The following is a 19,446-nucleotide window of genomic DNA, read 5'->3' as shown; positions in this document are numbered from 1 at the left end:
GAGGAATTAGCGTAGTGATTACCTTAAAATCACCCCGGGAGCTTGATGGCATGCAGCGGTCAGCGCAGTTGCTGGCGGCCACGCACATCGGGTTACGGGACATTATCAAGCCTGGTATCTCCAGCTGGGAGATCGAGAAGTTCGCCGACCATTTCATTACCAGTCACGGCGGCCGGCCTTCTGAGAAAGGCTTCGAAGGATATAAATACGCGACCTGTGTCGCCGTCAACGACGAGGTGGCCCACGCCGAACCGCGCAAGGACCTGATTCTGCACGACGGCGACTTAGTCAAAGTGGATATGACCGTGAATCTGGACGGTTACGAGAGCGACTCTTGCTGGGCGTACGCCGTCGGCACCCTTTCTCCTGAGAAAGCGCACCTGATGGCCGTGACCCACAAGGCCCTGTACTTGGGCATTGACGCCGCCACCGTGGGCAACCGCATCGGCGACATCGGCTACGCCATTCAGAGCTACGTCGAGGGCGACGAGGGCATGGGCGATGTCCGCGACCTCATCGGCCACGGCATCGGACCGACAATGCACGAGGCCCCTAATGTGCCCCATTACGGCGAGCCCGGCCAAGGCCTGCGCCTCAAGGCCGGCATGACCATCACCATCGAGCCGATGGTCAACCTGGGCACTTGGAAGATCAAGGCCAAGACGCTGCCTGGCGACACGTGGGAATACTACGTCTCCGCCGATGGCACTTCGTCCTGCCAGTTCGAGCACACCCTGGTCATCACGAATGACGGCCCGAAGATCCTGACCAGTCAGGACCCGGTGTTCGACAAGGATTACTTGTACAACGGTGTCACCGAGAATCCGTTCGTGGCGACAGTGGCGAAGTAAGCGCACAACGAATATGACAGTCTGGCCTGCGGGTCAGGCTGTTTTTTCGTGGGCAGAAAAGTAGCTGTGCGGTGAACCGAGCGTGAATTGGCGGCACGGCGTCGCTGATTTGCATTTTGTATAGCAAATCAATAAAGAGCCGTGTACTACATTTATCCTGATGCAACGGACATGATATAGCACACGACTTTTTGTACGCAATTGAGCATTCCCGATCAAATTGGCCACTGCCTTTACCATCCCAGCAAGCCGTATTGTATCAACAGACGCAGTAAGCATAAGAGGCCGCAGAATTCCAGTACCGACCAGTCCAACCGCTTCTGAGTGAAAACCGCCATGGCGGCCATCAACAGAATGGCATAAACCAGCCACCAGAGAAACTGCCCCTGCCAGAAAGCAGTCAGCAGACCAGCAATGAAAACAAAAGTAAACCACAGCTGCATCAGTTCACGGTAGACAATGCGCCGAAAGCCAACGCGGTGCGCCCGGGCCACAATCATGGGATAGAGTCCGGTCAAGTCCTGCATGGCGCTCCCAATCACCATCGCCTGAGCAGCGATAATGCCAAAGGTGATCAGATTTTGAAATAAAGTCAGATGAGCCCAGCCGACGAGAAAGGCCAACCGGGCCGACGACGTCAGTGCCGCGCGACTAGCAATGCCCAACACCGCCGCGCCCCAAATTAATGGATAGATGACGGAACGTTGACGGTACGTGATAGCCGTCCCCCTTCCAACTGCCAATCCTCAGTATACCGAATCGGCGTGTAACGATCATGGGCCGCAATGATGACGGCTTTACCCTGCTGCTGTAATTCAGTAATTAAAGCAACCAGTGCAGTGAGCGCCGCATCATCCAGCCCGCGTGTGGGCTCGTCTAGCAAGACTAAATTTTGATCCTCCATGACAGCCTGAATAATCCCGGCTTTTTCCCTCATCCCCACAGAATACTTGCGCATCGCCCGATGACTTTGGTAATCCAATGCAAAACGGGCGGCAAGCGGTTGCATCGTTGCCGTTTTAAGATGATGGTTGATGGCGGCCAGGAAGCTCAAGTTAGTCTTGAGGGACTCGCCTTCTAGAAACCCAGGATTTTCAATCAATGCGCCAATTTGCACATTCGGGTCAAGTTGGACAGTACCGGCAGACGCCGGTATAATACCCGCAATAATCTTCAGCAGCGTCGACTTACCAGAACCGTTACCACCGGTGATGTGCAAAACGTCACCCGCATTAACGGTCAGCGATACGTCTGACAACACAGTTTGTTGGCCAAAGTTTTTGGCAATATGGGTAAGCGTCAATAATGGCATCGTGATTTCCTCCTTGAATTAATTACGGGTCACGTCGAATTCCTGAACAAAGCGCGGTAAGATAGGCACGATCAACAAGTAGTGGAAGGCGATTTCGACGATGATCGCAACGACCGCAGCGACAACGCTCGGCAGACCAGCAAGGGCTGACGTCATGATGAACACCAGCAGCAAGTACATCAGCGCGTTGACGAAGAAGAAAAGCCAAACGTAGCGTGTCTCGATATGCGCCCAGCCGTACACGACAGATTCAATTGTATACAGCATCACCGTATAAAATGCCCAGTCGGTTAACAAAACAGAAAATACAGCCGCCTTGAAATTGCTCACGCCCATGCGCACCGAGAGGAAGACACCGATTCCTTGGAGACGTCCTAGCTGGTAAGTCATGAGCAGGACAAAAAGAATATTGCTAGTTAACGAGACAGCATTATTGAGAATCAAGGTGACGACCATCGGATAATGGATTTGGGGGGACCATGAGATCAATGGACCGAATATGAGTGCTCCGCCCAGAATGGCCAGAGCCCGGACATTATAGGCCTGCCGAAATATGGGCCGCATCGGCGTATCAGCCATCGACTTCACCCCCGCGCTTGAATCGAACGACGGTCCCCAATACCGTGACGAGGCTGTAGAGTCCCACTGCAATAACGAAAACGAGCCACGAGGGTAAGGGCAGCATGAACGTCCCAAAATCGCCCACCTGGCCGGGGGCAATCAGGTTCGGTAAATACAAATACGCCAAGAAGTTTTTGAGCACGGGAATCGTGTTCAACATCGCCAGACCGATGAACATCACGAGTGCAATGAGGGGACCGCTGATCCTGAAGATAAAGGGTTTCTTGATCCACAAGCCGATCATCAGCACGAAGTCAGAAAACACGGCATAACCGATACAGTGGGTCAAAACACCCGCCAACAGTGATGCTCGCAAATTGGCAAACATCAAGTACTGAGATTCAAAATCGCCGGTCAGCGTAATTGGACCACGGACGTACGTCATGACACCGTAAACAACAAGTTGCAGTACAAGCATCAGACCAAAAGAGAAAATAAACGTCGTGAAAAACAAATGGCGCAGGAGCCACGCCCGAGACCGGCGGCCAACAACAAAATCGGTCCAGTGCACGGCTAAGCCAGTAACCCAGTAATCTGTGATGAGCACGGAGCTGCTGATAAAGAGCAGCAACGTTGCGAATAGGCTTTGACTAGGGTTGAAAAACGAGGCAAACAGCTCCAGTCTCTGAGGTTGGGGCATATCCGTTGTGAAATCTGGGAATAAATAAGCCAGCCAGCCAATGAGAACGATCAGGATACCGGATCGTATCCACAATCCCTTGATTCGCCAAAAATGAAGCATGATGTTTTCCCTTCTCTCCATGGCTCATAGTCAGACTTTAGAAGAAAAGGGGAGACGACCAGTTGGTGATCGTCCCCCCTCGTGCCGGACACAGCGCCAGCATTAATCGCTACAATGTAGCTGAACTGTTACAACATGTCAGATGAAAAATGGAAGCGTGCCACCTGACCGTTATTTGGTTCGTACGTATTCGTCTTGTAACCGCCATAGTAGTACTTGTAGACGGATGCCCAAGATGATGCGCGCCAAGTCTGGTTAATCCACAAACCTACCCAATCAGACTGCCGATTACCGTTACCGTCAAATAGTGCAACCTGTCCGCCCAGATGAGCTGTCATGTAATCACCGTTGAACGAAGCTTTTGCAGCCGAGGTGATCTTATAGTCAGCATGACCATAGTCAACCCGGTATGAGCCTCCTCCTGGTGTCCCCGTGACATCTGCTTGTGACCAATTTGCGCCCGCCAGTACAGAAGCTGTCCCCACTGCCAAGAGCGCTGCCACTGAAACCAGCATTGAGCGGAACTTGTTTGCTCGAGCCGTTTTCATAACCGTTAGCCTCATACTTTCTTGACCCAACACTCAGCAATGACTCTCCAGTTGTGTCCGACCATTGATGAAGCAGGTATACTGGTCTCCCACCAACTAAATATCCCACTTAAACATGAATGGTACACCCGTTTTTTTGGGAATGCAAGCGCTTTATACGCGTTTGTAGGTGCTTAATTATTAATTTTTTCTTAAGGAGATCAAAAGCCCTGTGAATTGCGCTCCTCAATTTGGAGCGCTACTTACTCTCAACCGTTAATACCACTTGCCGTAGTTATGATGATTAAAAATGGCCTGGGTGTATTTTCTCTCACAGGAAAAATCTCACCCCATAATTGGCCACCCTCCTCTGATTAGCTTCACCCGCTGTGCTATACTTTGGTTATTATGCCTGTCTTGCGCAAGGCAATCGGAGGAATCGAACTTATGGCCAGTGCCAAAATTGTGTATGCATCCATGACCGGTAACGACGAAGAAATTGCGGATATTTTGGAAGAGGAATTCGAGAACCTGGGCGTCGACGTCGACGTGTCCGAGATCTCCCAGACGGACGCTGCGGAGTACGAAGACTACGACATTGCCGTCCTGGTCACCTATACTTACGGCGACGGCGAGCTGCCCGATGAGGCCGTCGACTTCTTCGAAGACCTGCAGGAGGAAGACCTCAGCGGCAAAGTCTTCGGCTGTGCCGGCTCCGGCGACACGTTCTACGATGACTTCGCCAAGTCCGTGGACGATTTTGCAGAAGCCTTTAAGAAAACCGGTGCCACCCAAGGCGCCCCCTCCGTCAAGGTGGATCTGGCGCCAGAAGAAGACGACATTACCAACCTGCAGGCTTTCGCTAAACAGCTGCTGGCCAGCTATAATGACCAAAAGTAGGTGAACACTATGCCTAACTGGCACGCGCTGGTGCATAAGTACCGCCATTTTTTGCGCTACACCCTGTATGGTTTTCTGGCTTCTTTGGTGAACATTCTGGTCTATTTCGTGTTCACCCACGTGTGGCACATTCCTTACGTCATCGGCAACAACGTGGCTTGGGTCATCAGCAACGCCGTTTCCTTCCTGTTCACTAAATCGCTGGTGTTCCACAGTCATTACGACGACTGGCTGGTCGTCGGCACCGAACTTGTCTCGTTCTTCGGCTTCCGTCTGCTGTCGCTGGTGGCGGACAACGTCATCATGATCATCGGCATCTCAGTCTTGGGCATTCCCAGTATGTGGGCCAAGGTAATTGACCAGGTACTGGTGGGGCTGTTCAACTACGCGACGTCACGGTGGACGTTCATTCGCCAGAAACACCGGACCGTGGATCGGATTCGGGCCCGGGTAGCAGCAAACAAGAAACAGTCATAATAGTTCCGATTGCGGATAAACCTGGCGCGCCAAAAAGAACGACACACCTTCTCGTTTTTATGTTTGTGACGTGGAGGTGTGTTTTTCGTACGCAACTATTGGCCCTAATATGGGCAGTTGCTTCTGTAAAACCAGTCCTTGACTGGATTGTTGGCCAAGTTGAAGTCCAACAATTATGTCATCGTTTCTCATTCGTAAGGGTTGCCAATGAGCCCTTCTTCTGATATTATTAAGATGTTCAAAAAAATTTAGGAGATGACCATCATGAAGAAAGGTCTTGGCTTGGTAGTTTCCTTTCTAATGGCTCTTGGATTGGCCCTTGGCTTCACAGCCATGGCTCAATCCTTCTCACCAAATCAGCCAACTGTTCAAGCAGCGTCCGATCCAGCTGCAAAACTCGTTGGCACTTACGTTTTTTGGTTCCAAGACATTTCACCGCAAACATTGTGGCAGACTGTACCCATTAATGGTGTCTACTACAATGCGCAAGGTGCGAAACGTACTGGATACCAAGGCACAATTAACGGGTATGTGGGGTCTTATTATGGTACGTTCACGTTAGCGCCTTGATTTGACCTTACTTTGCGGATGAACTGTCTGTACCGAGTGAAAATGCGCGGTGTGGGCAGTTTTTATGTTGAAAGGACACAACAACATGAACAAAATTCTTGTGTTTCAGTTGACCCATAAAAGAGTTATCTTACTGTGCTCGGTAGCCATCACACTAATATTTGCATTTCTTTTCGCTCGTGAAATGAGTAATGGACAGGAATACCTCCATACGTATCAAACAACGTTAACAAAAGCCATCGCCAATGAAAACAAAGAAAAGATGAAAGGGCCTTGGCTTGAGCGATACCAATATGAGCAAGCTCAATTAAAAGATGGCGCATCGGCCTACGCAAATGCGTATTTATCATCCTTAAAGAACTCTAAAAATAGTGGCCCGGGTACAAGCAATCGCTCCTTTGGAACACTTGCCACTGGTACTACAGTCTCAGGCCCTGTGTTCTCACAAACTGAGTTGACCAATTCAGTTCAAGAATTAACCATAGTCACTGAGAAACGCTTGATCCCGTTTTTCCCAGCCCGGCAATTGCGAGATGAGTTGACACCCGAACGTTATTCTGGAGACCCAGATCAATACGCTTCCATTGCCAGAACCGCTGGAGCTCGTTTCTACACCAATGGCTGGTACTTCATCGGCCACATGTTGCGAAATAATTGGCTGCTGCCACTGATCCTCGTGATCATTCTCTTTTATGGTACGGCCTTTGCCAGCGAGCTGAACCAGGCCCACCGCCACTTATCACTGCTCACAGTAAACGGCGTTGACCCGCACCGTCTGTGGCTCAGCCGCTTCGCCTTAGGGGTGCTGACCACAGCGGCGGCGGTGCTCGTGCCGGTCGGTCTGTTTCTGGCGGGTTCCCTGCTCTTTTCTCCCGCAGGCAGTCTGCAATACCCGATCCTGCTCTGGCACATCGACGGCAGTGAGACTTTCATCACCCTGGCTGCTTTTCTCGGCCGCGGTGCGCTGCTCTTATTCCTGGTCATCATGTTGGGCTTCGCCGTTGATATGCTTTGGAGCGTTCTGACCCGCAACGCATTGCTTGCGGCCGTGCTGACCGCTCTCACCGCCGGCCTGGGATTCTTCATTCAACGCACCCCTTGGCTGCCTTTCCCCTATCTGAATGTCGGTGCCGTCAGCAATGGCTTCGCCCTTTACAGAATGGGGAGCGGTTCGTTCGCCCAGGCCGTGCTCGTACTGACTCTTTGGAGTATTGTTCTGCTCGCCGGTGCGCTCGGCTTGCTGCAGCGGAATCGGAGGTATGGTTATGATTTTAGAAATTAAGGATCTGACGTTTCAGTTCCGCCGCCAACCGATTTTTAACCACGCCCAGCTCAGCATCACCCAACCGGGCATCTACGCCTTCGTTGCCCCCAACGGCAGCGGCAAGACGACCCTATTCAATATCCTCAGCGGCAGTCTGCAGCATTATCAAGGCAGTATCACCGTCATGGACGCGCCCCTGACTCCCGCGGTGGTCTATGCCCAAATGGCCTACATGCAGGACATCTCTGTGCTCTATCCTTACTTGACCGCGCGGGAACATCTGCAGTTGATCGCTCAGCTGCACCACTTGCCGGAGGAACAGATCTTGCCGGTTGCGGCAGCCCTTCAAGTGACGGATTTCTTGGACAAGCGTGTGCGGCAATATTCCCTGGGTATGCGCCAGCGGCTGCTGGTGGCGATGACCTTCCTAGTGGACGCGCCGCTGGTTCTGCTGGACGAGCCGTTGAACGGATTGGACCCAAGCAGTCTGAAGACGGTCCGCCAGGCCATCTTGCAAGCCGGGGCTGCCGGGAAAACCATCATTGTGTCTTCCCATAATCTGGATGAAGTTGACCGCATCACCAAAGAGGTCATCTACATTCATGACCACCAGCTCCAACGGACGCAGCTGACAGAAACAGAGAATGCCGAGGGCCTGTATACACGATTGTTCGAATAAGGGGGTGAGCGACATGTTCAAATGGGAATGGCATAGTCTTTGGCGCAGCCGCCTGATCTGGGGACTATTGCTGTTGGCCCCTGTACTGGCCGGTCTGATTTTCGTGAAGACCCAAGCCGACCAAGCTAACCAACGAGACACCCTCATTGCCCGGCTGAACACGGTGGGCGACAATTTGGACAATGCCGTAAGCCAACTCGGGCAAGCGTATCGAGACACCAAAGATAAGGCGAAGAAGGCAGCCATCAACAAACGGTTGGCTCGGTTATCCCCTTTAGCCGACATCGCCACCCAGCAAAAACTGGCCTTCACTGACGGCGATAACGCCACTTTTCTCACCAATGGTCAACAGGTCGTCACGTTGTCCCGGGCCTATGTCCGCGACTTCGACCCCACCGGGCAGGAGGTCCGTTTTTCAGCGGAACGTTACGCCCAGCAGATTGCCTGGTACCGCCGTATCCAGCAAGCTGGGCTTGGTTTCGAGCTGCCCGCCTCCGTGCGCGCACCTAATTTTTTCTATAACCTCGCCTCCTGGTTCTGCGCCCCGGCCGTCGTGCTGGTTCTGGCGCTCGCCCTGCACCTGACCCGGCTGCAGGATCACTGGCGCGGCAGTAATGCCCTGCTCCTGCGCAATCTCCAGCACGCCGGCACCTGGCCGCTGGCCCGCCTCGCTGTCGACCTGCTCACTTGGCTCGGCCTGCTCACCATCGCTGTGTTGACTGCCGCCCTCATCCTGACGCTCTTCGGCCACCCGCTCCTACCCGAAACCCGCGGCAGCTGGTCCTATCCCCTCGTCGTCCACGACACGGTCTTCATGCCCCTTCTCACCGCCGTCGCCAAAGCACTCCTCATCGGTACCCTCACCCTGACCCTCGCCACCACTCTCTTCACCTGGGCTGAACGCTTTATCCGCCAAGCCGGCAGCATTATCATCGGCACAGCCGCCTTGGCCGTCACCATCGTTGGTCAATGGCTCTGGCAAAGCCAAGGCATCCTGCTGCTGGCGGGAACGACATATCTCATGGTGTTGGCTGGACTGGCACTCAGTAATATTGTCGTCTTGTCGTTGACGATGCGCGCATATGCGCATTGAGACAACAAAAAAGGCTGGGACAAACGCAAGCGAGTAAAACTCTGCCTGCACCGAATTGTGCCAGTCTTTATTGATATCGTGAGTGAATCGGTCGTTTAAGTCGCAGGCTGACTTCGATGAGAGCAGCTTCAGCTGGATAGATCCCTACAGTCGTCTAGTGAGCAACTCGGTCTTCGTTACGCGCAGAAATATTGCTGTCGCCAAGCCCGTAGTCACCCGGCCTCGAGAACAGATCTCTCTACTCGAACTCCGCCGGCCGCTCTTTTCTCTCTCCAAACGAATACAGAATGGCATCCAGGATCCGTTCGGTCGCATGACCGTCGCCGTAAGGGTTCTTCGCCTCTGCCATCTTCTTGTAAGCCGCCGGATCATCCAGCAGTTCCCGCATTGCGGACTCCACAGCATCCGTCTGCGTCCCGACCAGCTTCAAGGTGCCCGCTGCGACGCCTTCCGGCCGCTCGGTGGTATCGCGCAGGACCAGCACCGGCTTGCCCAGGGACGGGGCCTCTTCCTGGACGCCGCCCGAATCACTCATGATGAAGTAGCTCCGCGCCGCCAGATTGTGGAAGTCCACCACGTCCAGCGGGTCGATCAGGTGCACCCGGGGATCGTCCCCCAGGATATCGTGCGCCGCTTTCTGCACGACCGGGTTCAGGTGGACCGGATAAACGATCTCAACATCATCGTAGCTGTCGATCACCCGGCGCATTACCTTGAATACCCGGCGCATCGGCTCGCCCTGGTTCTCCCGCCGGTGCATCGTGACCAGGATCATCCGCTTGTGCGGGTCGATCAAGTCCAGCACGGCATGGTGGTAGTCGTCGTGAATGGTATACTGCAGCGCATCGATGGCAGTATTCCCGGTGATGAAGATATTCTTCGCCGGGTGATTTTCCTTCAGCAAGTTGGCGCGGCTGGTGGTCGTCGGCGCGAAGTACAAGTCGCTCAAGACATCGGTGAGCTGGCGGTTCATTTCTTCCGGGAACGGCGAGTACTTGTTCCACGTCCGCAAGCCCGCCTCCACGTGGCCGATCTTGACCTGTTGATAATAGGCAGAAATCGCGGCGGCGAAGGTAGTCGTCGTATCGCCGTGCACCAACAGAATATCCGGCTGCTCCTTCACGATGATCGCCCCGAGATTCTCCAGCACGCGGGTGGTGATGTCCGCCAGGGTCTGGTTCTGGTGCATGATATGCAGGTCGTAATCCGGCACGATCTTGAAGATGTCCAGCACCTGCTGGAGCATCTCCCGATGCTGGCCGGTCACCACGGTGACGGTGTCGAAGTCCGCGGTGCGCTTCTTCAGTGCCAGCACCACCGGCGCCATCTTAATGGCCTCCGGGCGCGTCCCGAAGACGGTCATAACTTTTACTTTTGCCAATCGATTAACCTCCGCAACAATATGTTTGCAATCTTCTTCCATTATACCCCACGGGTTCTGGGGGCCAAGGGCAGAAAGGCGGCCGCGGCGGCAAAAAAGCCGGCGGTGCTGGGCGTCATGCCCCCGCTGCCGTCGGTCCGGCGATGCTGTAAAAATGGTTAAAATTGAATCTTCGGGTGCAGCCGCCGGTCCGTGCTCACCGTCAGTTCCTGGTGAGTTGGTGTCTTCTCCGTGCTCTGGAATCGGTCGTTGGCGATGAAATCGTTGAGCTGGGCCGTCAAGATCTGGACCATCTGATCCTGGGAAATATCCAGGTATCCTGCCGATACCAGGGCCGATAGACCGGTGGAAATGATCCAGTTGCCAGTGATGATGTCCCGCTGCCGCCGTTCCGACAGCTGCTGAGCATCGGGATAGAGGCGCAAGCGCTCCATGCCCATTTCGTACGCAAAGCGGCGCATCGCTTCGCGGCCAAAATGGTCCTCGATATAAATCGCCCGGTATAACGACCGGTCGTTCTTGGCCAAGTCGATGTACGACAGCGACAGATCGATCAGCGGGTCACCGGTATAGTGCCGGCTGAAGACATCCTCCCGCAGATAATCCTGGATCTTCTCGATCACAGCCCGTTTCAAGTCGTCCATGCAGCTGAACTCCAAGTACAGCGGCTGGGTGGAACAGCCCATCCGTTTTGCAATATTGCGTGCCGTGAAATTATTGAAGCCATCCTTCACCACCAAATCGTACGCACTGGTGAGAATCATATCACGGGTAATCATTTTCCTTCGTGCCATGATGAACCTCCTTTGTCGAGACGTTATTTTTCTAACAGACCCCCACGTCCAAGTTGAGCGAAAATGACCGCTTTTGAAAAATAGTGTCTCGTGCCGCAACATCCTCCAGCGTTATGTTATCACATTCTCGAAGATTCTCATACTTTTTTCGTGTCTCAGATTTGCGACTGTTTTCTTATTGGTTCAATAAGGCCCCAGTCGTGGTATACTATCGGCGAATCACCGTTATTTAATACGCTGTTTTTTTGCGAAATGAGGAATCTGAATGACTTATACCCTTTCTGACCAGCTGACCCGCTATGCCGATTTGATCATTCATACCGGGGTGGCGGTCAAGCCCGGCGACACCGTGGTCGTCACTATCAGCAGCGACCAAAGCGAACTCGCCGAAAAAATCGGCAGTGCGGCATACGCCGCCGGCGCGGTCGAAGTCCTGACTGATTGGCACAACGACGCGTTAGACCGGCAAAAGCTGCTCCACGCCCCGGACGAGCGCCTGCTGACGGTCCCGCCGATGTACGCCGACCAGATCGAATACTGGCTGCAGCATCACGCCAAGCGGATTTCTGTCCATTCCCAAGCCCCCAATGCCCTGGCCGGAGTTGATCCCGAACGAGCCGCGGCTTACCGCCGGGCGCTGGGCACGGTGGGCCAGCCTTGGCGGGTCGCCATCCAGAACAACGATATTGCCTGGACCGTCGTTGCCGCGGCCAGTCCCCAGTGGGCCCAAACCGTCTTCCCCCAGTTGAGCGCGGCCGGTGCCACCATGAAGCTCTGGGAAGCCATCTTCAAGACGGTCCGTCTGGGCGATGATGATTACCGCGGGGCCTGGGCAGCACACATTAAGAAGCTGGCCGAGCGCACTGCTTGGCTCAACCAGCAGCAATTCACCGAACTGCACTACACCTCCCCGCGCACCGACTTACATATCGGCTTGCCCGCGCACCACGTATGGATGGCCGGCGAGGCCCAGACGCCGGCGGGCGACACCTTCGTGCCCAACATGCCCACCGAGGAAGTCTTCACCGCCCCCGACCGCACCCGCATCAATGGCCGGGTGACCGCCACCAAGCCGCTGGCATACGGCGGCCAGCTCTTGACGGGGATGCAGTTCACTTTCCGGGACGGCCAAGTGGTCCAAGCCACGGCCGACCAAGGTAACGACGTCCTCCAGCATTTACTGGCCACCGACGCCGGTGCCCGTTCCCTGGGTGAAGTAGCCCTGGTCCCTGACCAGTCGTCCATCGCCCAGTCCGGCATTCTGTTCTACAGCACCCTCTTCGACGAGAACGCCGCCAGCCATCTCGCCCTGGGGGCGGCTTATCCCTTCTCCGTCGCCGGCGGCACCCAGATGGATGACGCCCAGCTGACCGCCGCCGGCCTTAACCGCAGCCAGGTCCACGTGGACTTCATGGTCGGCAGCAGCGATATGAGTATTGACGGTCTCCAGGCTGACGGGACCAGTGTGCCGGTGTTCCGGGCTGGTAATTGGGTCCGTTAGTCAATACGGAAAAAACTGCGGGCAATGAAAAAAAGCGAGGCACCCTGGAATGGGCCGCCTTGCTTTTTTTCTGACCATTTCTCTACGGGCTCACAACCCCGCCACATTCAGTGTGTATGTCATGGTCGCCTGATACTTGCCCGGTTGAACCATATTCTGAGCATTCGGTTGAGGCACATCCAAGACGATCCGGTTGTAGTCTTCACTATAGGACCCGGTCAGGCGGATGTTTTGCCACAATGGTTGGGCGGCATCGCCGGGAGTCAAGCTAACGGTCGGACTCTGATCCGCCGCTTGGGGATAGAAGTTGATAGTGCTTTCTTGCAACCCCTCCGTACTGGTAGGCTGGCCAGTGCTGTCCAGTAAATGAAATGGGCTGACTGCGACAGAGACATCGATATTGTACGGATTGGCGTACGTCGGTATTACTTTGGCAGTCACGGTATTATCGGGCACAGTTGCGCCTGCCTTTGGCAAATTCGGCAGCACCGCAATGCTCGCCAGAAGCGGCAGCACGTGAGAACCAAAATTCAAATTGGGCACACTGAGACTGTATCCTCCGTCGACACCGATGAAACCGGCATTGACGTTGTCGAAGATCATGTTGGGCGCTGACCCCAGATTCGTCAAATCCGGCATGGTAAATGTCTTGCTGCTTAGGTAGTATGTTTCACTGCCGCTGGTGGCTGTCGTATTGCTGAGATCCGAGTTAATTGTACTGTTCCCATCCAGAGCGACATCACTCTTCGTCGGCCGCAAACCAACTGCGGCCGCATCACCCCGATTAAAGCCGACGCAATACTGCCCCGCCGTGATGCCGTCCAACGCAAAGTTGCCAGCGGCACTCTGGAGAACATCCGCCGTACTGATCTGGCCAGTGGCGGTGTCATAGTGTTCAGCCAGTTCCCATTGCTGAGTACTGGTATTCAATTTGAACAGGTTGACACCCACCGGGGTCACGGTACCGTCAACGCCGATATCCTGATGATTCAGCAAACCGTCTGGACCCTGAGTTTGGCCGTTCACCACGCCGTTCATATCGTGCCATTCCAGACCCGAGAACTGCCCCGCCGTAATCTGGTACGTACTGGGGGCCGCCGTGTTGACGACATTCTTAGGCGTACTATCGGTCGTGTAGCCGGCGACGACGGAGTTGGCAGCATAAATATCTCCTGGCAAATTGTTAGTCGTACTGTAGGTTGTGTCAATGGACACGGTATGGTCCGCATATGGCATGTTGCCGCTAACGTGATAGTAAACTGCCGTGACCTTGGCTAATTGTGAAGCATCCCCGGTATATTTGGTCCAAGTGCCGTCGCTGATGTTCACATCACGTGGATTAGTGATCGACTCCGCTGCGGCAGCCGTGCTGACGTATACATCCACAGTGTGGCCGCCGGGTGTGACCGCTAGCTTGCTGAGCTGCACTTGCCCGTGGAAATTAGAGCCGGCGGCATCTCCGTTGTGCGAAATTGGAATCAGCCCGACCATGTCATCATTCCCCGTGGGGTAGACGGTGGAATAGGGCCGGTTTTTGACTGTGAAACTGCTGTGCGGATAGCCAATGGATTGGGGTATGATGGCAGAAACGTAAGGGCCGGCGTTGAGACTAACTTTAAGAGCTTGCGACAGGTCGGCGTTATTTGCCCAGGGTGAATTGTTCGTCACATCCCCCGCCACGAGGATGTGCTGGCCATGGTCCGGGAGTGTGACCGAGACTGTCGGCGGCGTACCAGTGTACGACCAAGCATAATCGTCGAAGCGGACTTTGAAATTAATGTCGGGTAAAGTGTTGGGGGCGCCTGCATAAATAAAGCTTTTCTCTAAATCGTTGTACGAAAGTTCGTACGTCCACGTTAGCGTTGTCGTGCCGTCGGTATTGCTGTAAATACGCGGTGGTGTGATTTTGGGAAAGTGCGCCCAAGAAGGCTGGGTTGATGCCTGTGTAAACAGGGGAGAATAGGATCCGTAGTTCCCGTAATCGAGCTGAGGAGGGTAACTTGGGTCATACCGCACACCCTGGGGCAGGGTAACAGTACGGGTAATTTTCTGCTGCTGATCGGGATGGGTCATGTCCAAATACACTAGACTGCCGGGAATATGCAGAAGCTCAGGTTGGCTGGGGACGTAATTGATTTGCTGGTCGCTCCAGGGTGCATCAACTGGAAATCCATTACCCCGAGAAAAACTGAAGGCCGAAAAATGCCAGCCATAACTTCCATATCCATTAAACGGAGCGGCATAACTGGCCAAGGTGTTCTTCACGACGCCAATGGTGACAAACTGGCCGTAAGTTTCATCGTAGTCCCGGTAGGGGGTCTGGTGCATGAGCGTATTACCGGAATATTCGTCCGCGTTCGTGAAGTCGGGCTGGTCACTCTCGGCAACCGAGATGACAGATTCCCGATTGGCATCAGGATACAAATATAGATTGGAAGAGACCATATTGGGGTTGCCTGCAGTATCGGCACCACCAATCAAACTGCCCGAATGAATGACCAATTGCGCACCAATGTTTTCCACATCACCGGCCGCAATCGCCGCCGGCCGATCAAGGGCGATGGCACTCACTTGACCGTCTTGCTGCGCAGCCTGGTAATTTGAATACCACGTATAGTCCGAGATGCCGTGATCAAATAACCCCTGACCCGAGTAGGCCGGTGTGACAGAAGATTGGAGAACGCCCCATTTCAGTGTCCCGGCACCTCCGGAACTCTCAGCGTTCTGAGTAGCACTGACATCGTCGGTCGTCAGGTTGAAACTATTAGGATTCCACTTCATCACATAACAGGTGCCGCCGTGATACGTGGTACTGGCAGGTTTAGCAATGCTAGGTAATAAACTGGCAATCCGTAAAGGCATATTCTGAACAGCAGAGTGAAATAACCGATCTCGGTCGTCGTAACTTTCCAGTTCGGTTCCTGGGGTAAATGAACTGACAAAGGGTGTCTGACCAGATGGGGAATCATTGGGATTCGAGTAGCCCACATACGTTTGAAATTCACCAGCGGGTGGTTGCGGCTTAAAATGTGGAATGCTGTCCGCAGAATCATAATTTAAAGTAACGGCGTTTAGATTAGTCCCAGCGGCAAAAGCAAAGTTGTTATATAGGGTCACTGTGTTTTCCAAAGAGTTTGGATTCATTATACCCCCTAAAGAAAACGGGTCCTGATATGTCCAGTACGATGCAATGTCAATATTATTTAATTCAGTGGCATCTCTCACTGGATCAGCCCAAAAATGGTAGCTATTGTTAAAGGCACCGGCTTGGTTAGTAAAAGTGAGTGTTGTTGTTTGGCTGGTGCCAACACGGGTCGTGGAACAAATATAGGGGACTCCAGATTTCTGATTGCTTGGTGACGTGTTCGCATCGGGTACAGTCCCGCCCGAAAAATAAGACGATGCACCCGGATCGCCGGTTAATTGTGGATCACTACTGTTCTTCATCGTCACATCACCGGTGATATGGGTAGTAAACGTAACACTGTTAGGAAATGTTACCCCCTTTTCAGACTCAGCATTTCCATGGGATAACTGGTTTAGTTGAACAGCGACATATTGATACATTGAAACCGGGGGTGTGACATTAGCATTGGCGCCAAAAACGTTGAATGAGACATCCGGTGTACAACTCAACGTATACGCCGGTATGCCGCTGACGGATACTGCCGGCGCACTAACTACGGATGATCCGTTGACGCCAGTCAGCGCCAAATTAACATGCGGCGTAAACGTTGCCCCCTGGTAACCCATTTCCGTAGCAACGGTGACATAGATCACGCCGCTCAAGTTGTTTAATGTCCGTACCTGAGAAAAGCTCGATTGTCCAGTCGCCGCATCCACGTTAATGGTGTCAGTTGTGTTATCCGACGTATCGAAGTGAGGAAAATATGCCACCACTCTTCCCTGCGAGTAGCCGCCCGCCACATAGCCGTCAACACGGACTGTCAGGCTGGTAGGATTTGCCACTGCTGTGTTGATATGATAATAGACTGGAATCAGAATCGTATCGAATGAGCGCACCCGATTGTTGTGGGCCGATGAATCGTCCCCGGCATTGTCGTCGCTGTCAAAGGGTGCTGTCCCGTCATCAATATACTGCGCACTCGTGGTCGCCGTGATTGAATTGGGTGATGTTGCTGCGGACAGTCCGGCGGTGGCAGCAGACGGTGCAGACGTCGGCGGGGGAAAATTGGGCATCGTGCCCGTAAAGTCATTGAGTGACGTCTTACCTGCCTGTGTCTTCAATTCTCCTTGCGGCGCAGCGGCCGCAAAAGCCAATCGTGTTTGGCTGACAGTAGAGAAAACCATGCTGCATCCTAACACGAGTGTGGCGGCCAACCACAAAAGTGTCCGTCTTTCCCTCATCGTATTTTAGCTCCCTAAATATTCTTTTTTGTGAATTTTCTTCATCTCTATTTACCCACTTAGTTCCCACTTTTTCAAGGTAATTAATAGTGGGAATTGTATTGCAAGGATGATTGATGTCGCTTTCATACAAAATGTGTGTTATTTTTGGCAATAGTCAAATACGTAATTAAATAATGTGGAAGAATCAAGTTGGTCCTTTGTATCCGCTGATTAAAACACAACAAAAAAACACGCGTGGGAAAATAACGTCACCCTTCCACGTGTATTCACCGAACTCGAAAATTATTTAACTGGCTGTGTTTTTGCCCTTTAGTACATGTCCATTTCGACCCACAGTACGGCTGCTTTTCGCAGCCTCCGTGGAGCGCACACCCGGCTGAAGCATCGGTCCATGGTGTGCCGTCAGAGTCAGTATTTCTGCTACTGTCGCTCGGTCAATCGTTGGATTTCGCGCTGGATGCTGCTTATCATCGATAGACACCATTAAGTCGATGCAAAAAAGGGTGAGGTATCCCCCACCCGAATTGAACAGTCGCCAGTATGGGCGATTGCGTTAATCGTCTGCCGCCGTTGCCACTTGCCGCCGGCCGTTCCGCGTGCCCAGCCAGACCAGGGCGACCACGCCCAAGTCGACCAGCACTGTAATCACGACCCGCCAAACGCCAAAGCTGGCCGGGACGATCTCGTTGTAAATCCCAATCGTGAAGACATACACGCCGCCGACCATCAGGAGGCCGGTAACGGTGTACCAAAAGGCCGCGCCAAAGGCGAGGCCGTCCCTTTCTCTCTGGCGCTTGGCGATCCAGGGCATCAGGAAGCCCAGCACGACCATGCCTAGTGTGACCACGATATAGAGCACCAGCGAGCGGGTCCAGAGGGCGCTGCCGTATGCCGCGTCCACCGGCCAGAAGCCCATCAAGGCAAAGAGGAAGGTGATGGCAAACATCCATAGACCGACCAGGAAGCCTACCCGGTCATTCTTCAGATAGGTATAGCTAGGCGTCGGGTAACGGTCGCTGTGGCGCCGGACCATCATGAACGCCCAGAACAGGAAGCAGGTGGAGAACGGCGAGACGATGCCGTTCAAGTTCAGCAGCCAGTTGAAGATGTCGTTGATCTGGGGCAGGAAGCCGGCGATGACCATGATGATGCCGCAGAGGATCGTCGTCATCCAATACCCGTTGATTGGCAAGCCAGCGGCGTTGGTCTTGCTCAGCTGGCGCGGCATGAAGCGCTTGGCCATGTCCCCCAGGAAGACTCGGGTGGAGGCGTCCAGAATCACCGCCAGCTGGGCCAGCATGTAGATACACTGGACCACCGCGAAGACGTACATCAAGATATTACCCAGCCCGAACTGCTTGCCGATGGCTTGGAACGCATAGTACGACCCGTTCATCTTCAAGTCGTTGGGCAAGTGGTGGGCGTTGAAGTAGACGCCCAGGGAGAAGGTCCCGAACAACGTCAGAAACATCGTCATCACGGCGATCATCTTCAACGACTTGGGGAAGTCCCGGCTGGGGTGCTTCATGTCCGCCGTGTATGGCGCCGCCAATTCGGACCCGTTCATGGCAAAGATGAACAGGCCGAAGGTGGCGAAGAAGCTCAAGTCCAATTTCTTAGGGAGAAAGGCCTGCAGGTTAAACGGCTGGGTCTTGATCGGGCTGCCCTGGGTCAGGCCGACGATGGTCATGCCCACGAACAGGACCGTCATAATGAACATCGCCCCGCCGCCGATGACCGACATGATCTCCAGCGACTTGTTCTGGAAGCGGCTCTGGAACCAGATGAAGAAGATGAACACCACCGCCGTGAGCAGCCCGAACCAGGCGTTGTTCATGTGGGACTGGATGTCGCCGTCGCCGTTGACCATCCAGCCGAAGCTGATGACCACAGAATTGGCCACGTCGACGACGTAGGGCAGGCCGGTGATCCAGTAGAACCACGCGGCGAAGTAGCCCAGCGTATCGCCGTTGGTCTCCCGCACCCAGCTGGTGATACCGCCGGCATCGGCGCTGAACGTGGACCCTAAGTGCGCTACAATTAAGGAGTACGGAATGACGTAGAGAAAGGTCATCAGCACCCAGCTGGTGACCGCCACCAAGCCTTGGTTCCGAAAGTTATAAATGATATCGTCGAAGCCGATGACGGTGACGAAATCCATTAACGCGACCACGACCCACGGAATATAGTGGGGCCGGGTCTCTGTTGTATCAGGCATCGCAATTACCTCCGTGTTTTCTGAAAGAGACTAACAGCAGGTAATGCGTGTGCCCGGCGGCTTGTTGCGGTAAGGCATCTTATGCACAGCGGGTCCTCCCGGGGAGAATTCTTTACGCCTTATTCTACGGTATTCAATTTTCGAA

The 19,446-nt window shown here is 53.8% G+C and carries 17 protein-coding genes; 8 read left to right on the top strand and 9 right to left on the bottom strand.

Annotated elements, in window-relative coordinates; all coding sequences use genetic code 11:
* Positions 1 to 14: 14 nt before the first annotated feature.
* Positions 15 to 851, top strand: a complete 837-nt coding sequence (gene map / locus L248_RS02520; protein ID WP_040534497.1) for a type I methionyl aminopeptidase — start codon at positions 15 to 17, stop codon at positions 849 to 851.
* A gap of 233 nt (positions 852 to 1,084) precedes the next feature.
* Here map and L248_RS02515 read toward each other — a convergent pair whose 3' ends face one another.
* From L248_RS02515 to L248_RS15025, 5 genes are all read right to left on the bottom strand, one after another.
* Positions 1,085 to 1,519 carry a hypothetical protein gene (locus L248_RS02515; RefSeq protein WP_040534495.1) on the bottom strand — a complete coding sequence of 145 codons (435 nt, stop codon included), beginning with the start codon at positions 1,517 to 1,519 and terminating at the stop codon, positions 1,085 to 1,087.
* A 14-nt stretch (positions 1,520 to 1,533) separates the two neighbouring features.
* Positions 1,534 to 2,163 carry an ABC transporter ATP-binding protein gene (locus L248_RS02510; RefSeq protein ID WP_022528479.1) on the bottom strand — a complete coding sequence of 210 codons (630 nt, stop codon included), beginning with the start codon at positions 2,161 to 2,163 and terminating at the stop codon, positions 1,534 to 1,536.
* Between the two features lie 18 nt (positions 2,164 to 2,181).
* Positions 2,182 to 2,742 (bottom strand): hypothetical protein, encoded by a 561-nt coding sequence (locus tag L248_RS15735; RefSeq protein ID WP_155828548.1) that lies wholly within the window; start codon positions 2,740 to 2,742, stop codon positions 2,182 to 2,184.
* Complete coding sequence (locus tag L248_RS02500; RefSeq protein WP_040534492.1) at positions 2,735 to 3,526, bottom strand: hypothetical protein; 792 nt, start codon at positions 3,524 to 3,526, stop codon at positions 2,735 to 2,737. Before L248_RS02500 ends, L248_RS15735 begins: the two co-directional genes overlap by 8 nt.
* 128 nt (positions 3,527 to 3,654) lie before the next feature.
* Positions 3,655 to 4,074, bottom strand: a complete 420-nt coding sequence (locus L248_RS15025; protein ID WP_155828547.1) for a hypothetical protein — start codon at positions 4,072 to 4,074, stop codon at positions 3,655 to 3,657.
* Between the two features lie 426 nt (positions 4,075 to 4,500).
* Here L248_RS15025 and L248_RS02490 point away from each other — a divergent pair, with 426 nt between their 5' ends.
* The 6 genes from L248_RS02490 to L248_RS02465 all read left to right on the top strand — a co-directional run bounded on the left by L248_RS02490 (position 4,501) and on the right by L248_RS02465 (position 9,036).
* Positions 4,501 to 4,953, top strand: coding sequence for a flavodoxin (locus tag L248_RS02490; protein WP_022528475.1), 453 nt, complete (start codon positions 4,501 to 4,503; stop codon positions 4,951 to 4,953).
* 9 nt (positions 4,954 to 4,962) lie between these two features.
* On the top strand, positions 4,963 to 5,430 hold the full coding sequence (locus tag L248_RS02485; RefSeq protein ID WP_022528474.1) for a GtrA family protein: 468 nt from the start codon (positions 4,963 to 4,965) through the stop codon (positions 5,428 to 5,430).
* Between the two features lie 264 nt (positions 5,431 to 5,694).
* Positions 5,695 to 6,000, top strand: a complete 306-nt coding sequence (locus L248_RS02480; protein ID WP_040534490.1) for a hypothetical protein — start codon at positions 5,695 to 5,697, stop codon at positions 5,998 to 6,000.
* 85 nt (positions 6,001 to 6,085) lie between these two features.
* Positions 6,086 to 7,282, top strand: coding sequence for a hypothetical protein (locus L248_RS02475; RefSeq protein ID WP_155828546.1), 1,197 nt, complete (start codon positions 6,086 to 6,088; stop codon positions 7,280 to 7,282).
* Positions 7,266 to 7,943, top strand: a complete 678-nt coding sequence (locus L248_RS02470; RefSeq protein ID WP_022528472.1) for an ABC transporter ATP-binding protein — start codon at positions 7,266 to 7,268, stop codon at positions 7,941 to 7,943. Before L248_RS02475 ends, L248_RS02470 begins: the two co-directional genes overlap by 17 nt.
* A gap of 13 nt (positions 7,944 to 7,956) precedes the next feature.
* Positions 7,957 to 9,036 carry a hypothetical protein gene (locus tag L248_RS02465; RefSeq protein ID WP_040534486.1) on the top strand — a complete coding sequence of 360 codons (1,080 nt, stop codon included), beginning with the start codon at positions 7,957 to 7,959 and terminating at the stop codon, positions 9,034 to 9,036.
* A 238-nt stretch (positions 9,037 to 9,274) separates the two neighbouring features.
* On the opposite strand, the gene wecB is transcribed toward L248_RS02465, so the two are convergent.
* Positions 9,275 to 10,417: a non-hydrolyzing UDP-N-acetylglucosamine 2-epimerase gene (gene wecB, locus L248_RS02460; RefSeq protein ID WP_040534485.1), complete on the bottom strand. Its 1,143-nt coding sequence runs from the start codon at positions 10,415 to 10,417 to the stop codon at positions 9,275 to 9,277.
* Positions 10,418 to 10,575: 158 nt separating this feature from the next.
* A complete protein-coding gene (locus L248_RS02455; protein WP_155828545.1) occupies positions 10,576 to 11,211 on the bottom strand; it encodes a TetR/AcrR family transcriptional regulator in 636 nt (211 codons plus the stop codon).
* Positions 11,212 to 11,476: 265 nt separating this feature from the next.
* Here L248_RS02455 and L248_RS02450 point away from each other — a divergent pair, with 265 nt between their 5' ends.
* Positions 11,477 to 12,712: an aminopeptidase gene (locus L248_RS02450; RefSeq protein WP_022528467.1), complete on the top strand. Its 1,236-nt coding sequence runs from the start codon at positions 11,477 to 11,479 to the stop codon at positions 12,710 to 12,712.
* Between the two features lie 90 nt (positions 12,713 to 12,802).
* Here L248_RS02450 and L248_RS15730 read toward each other — a convergent pair whose 3' ends face one another.
* Both L248_RS15730 and L248_RS02440 read right to left on the bottom strand, forming a co-directional pair.
* Positions 12,803 to 16,960 (bottom strand): hypothetical protein, encoded by a 4,158-nt coding sequence (locus L248_RS15730; RefSeq protein ID WP_155828544.1) that lies wholly within the window; start codon positions 16,958 to 16,960, stop codon positions 12,803 to 12,805.
* A gap of 676 nt (positions 16,961 to 17,636) precedes the next feature.
* Entirely contained in the window at positions 17,637 to 19,301 is a 1,665-nt protein-coding gene (locus L248_RS02440; protein WP_022528465.1) for an APC family permease, read from the bottom strand.
* Positions 19,302 to 19,446: the final 145 nt, after the last annotated feature.

The organism is Schleiferilactobacillus shenzhenensis LY-73 (assembly GCF_000469325.1).
Taxonomy (GTDB): domain Bacteria; phylum Bacillota; class Bacilli; order Lactobacillales; family Lactobacillaceae; genus Schleiferilactobacillus; species Schleiferilactobacillus shenzhenensis.
Note: the sequence above shows the minus strand (reverse complement) of the source record. Positions and strands in the feature narration are given on the sequence as shown.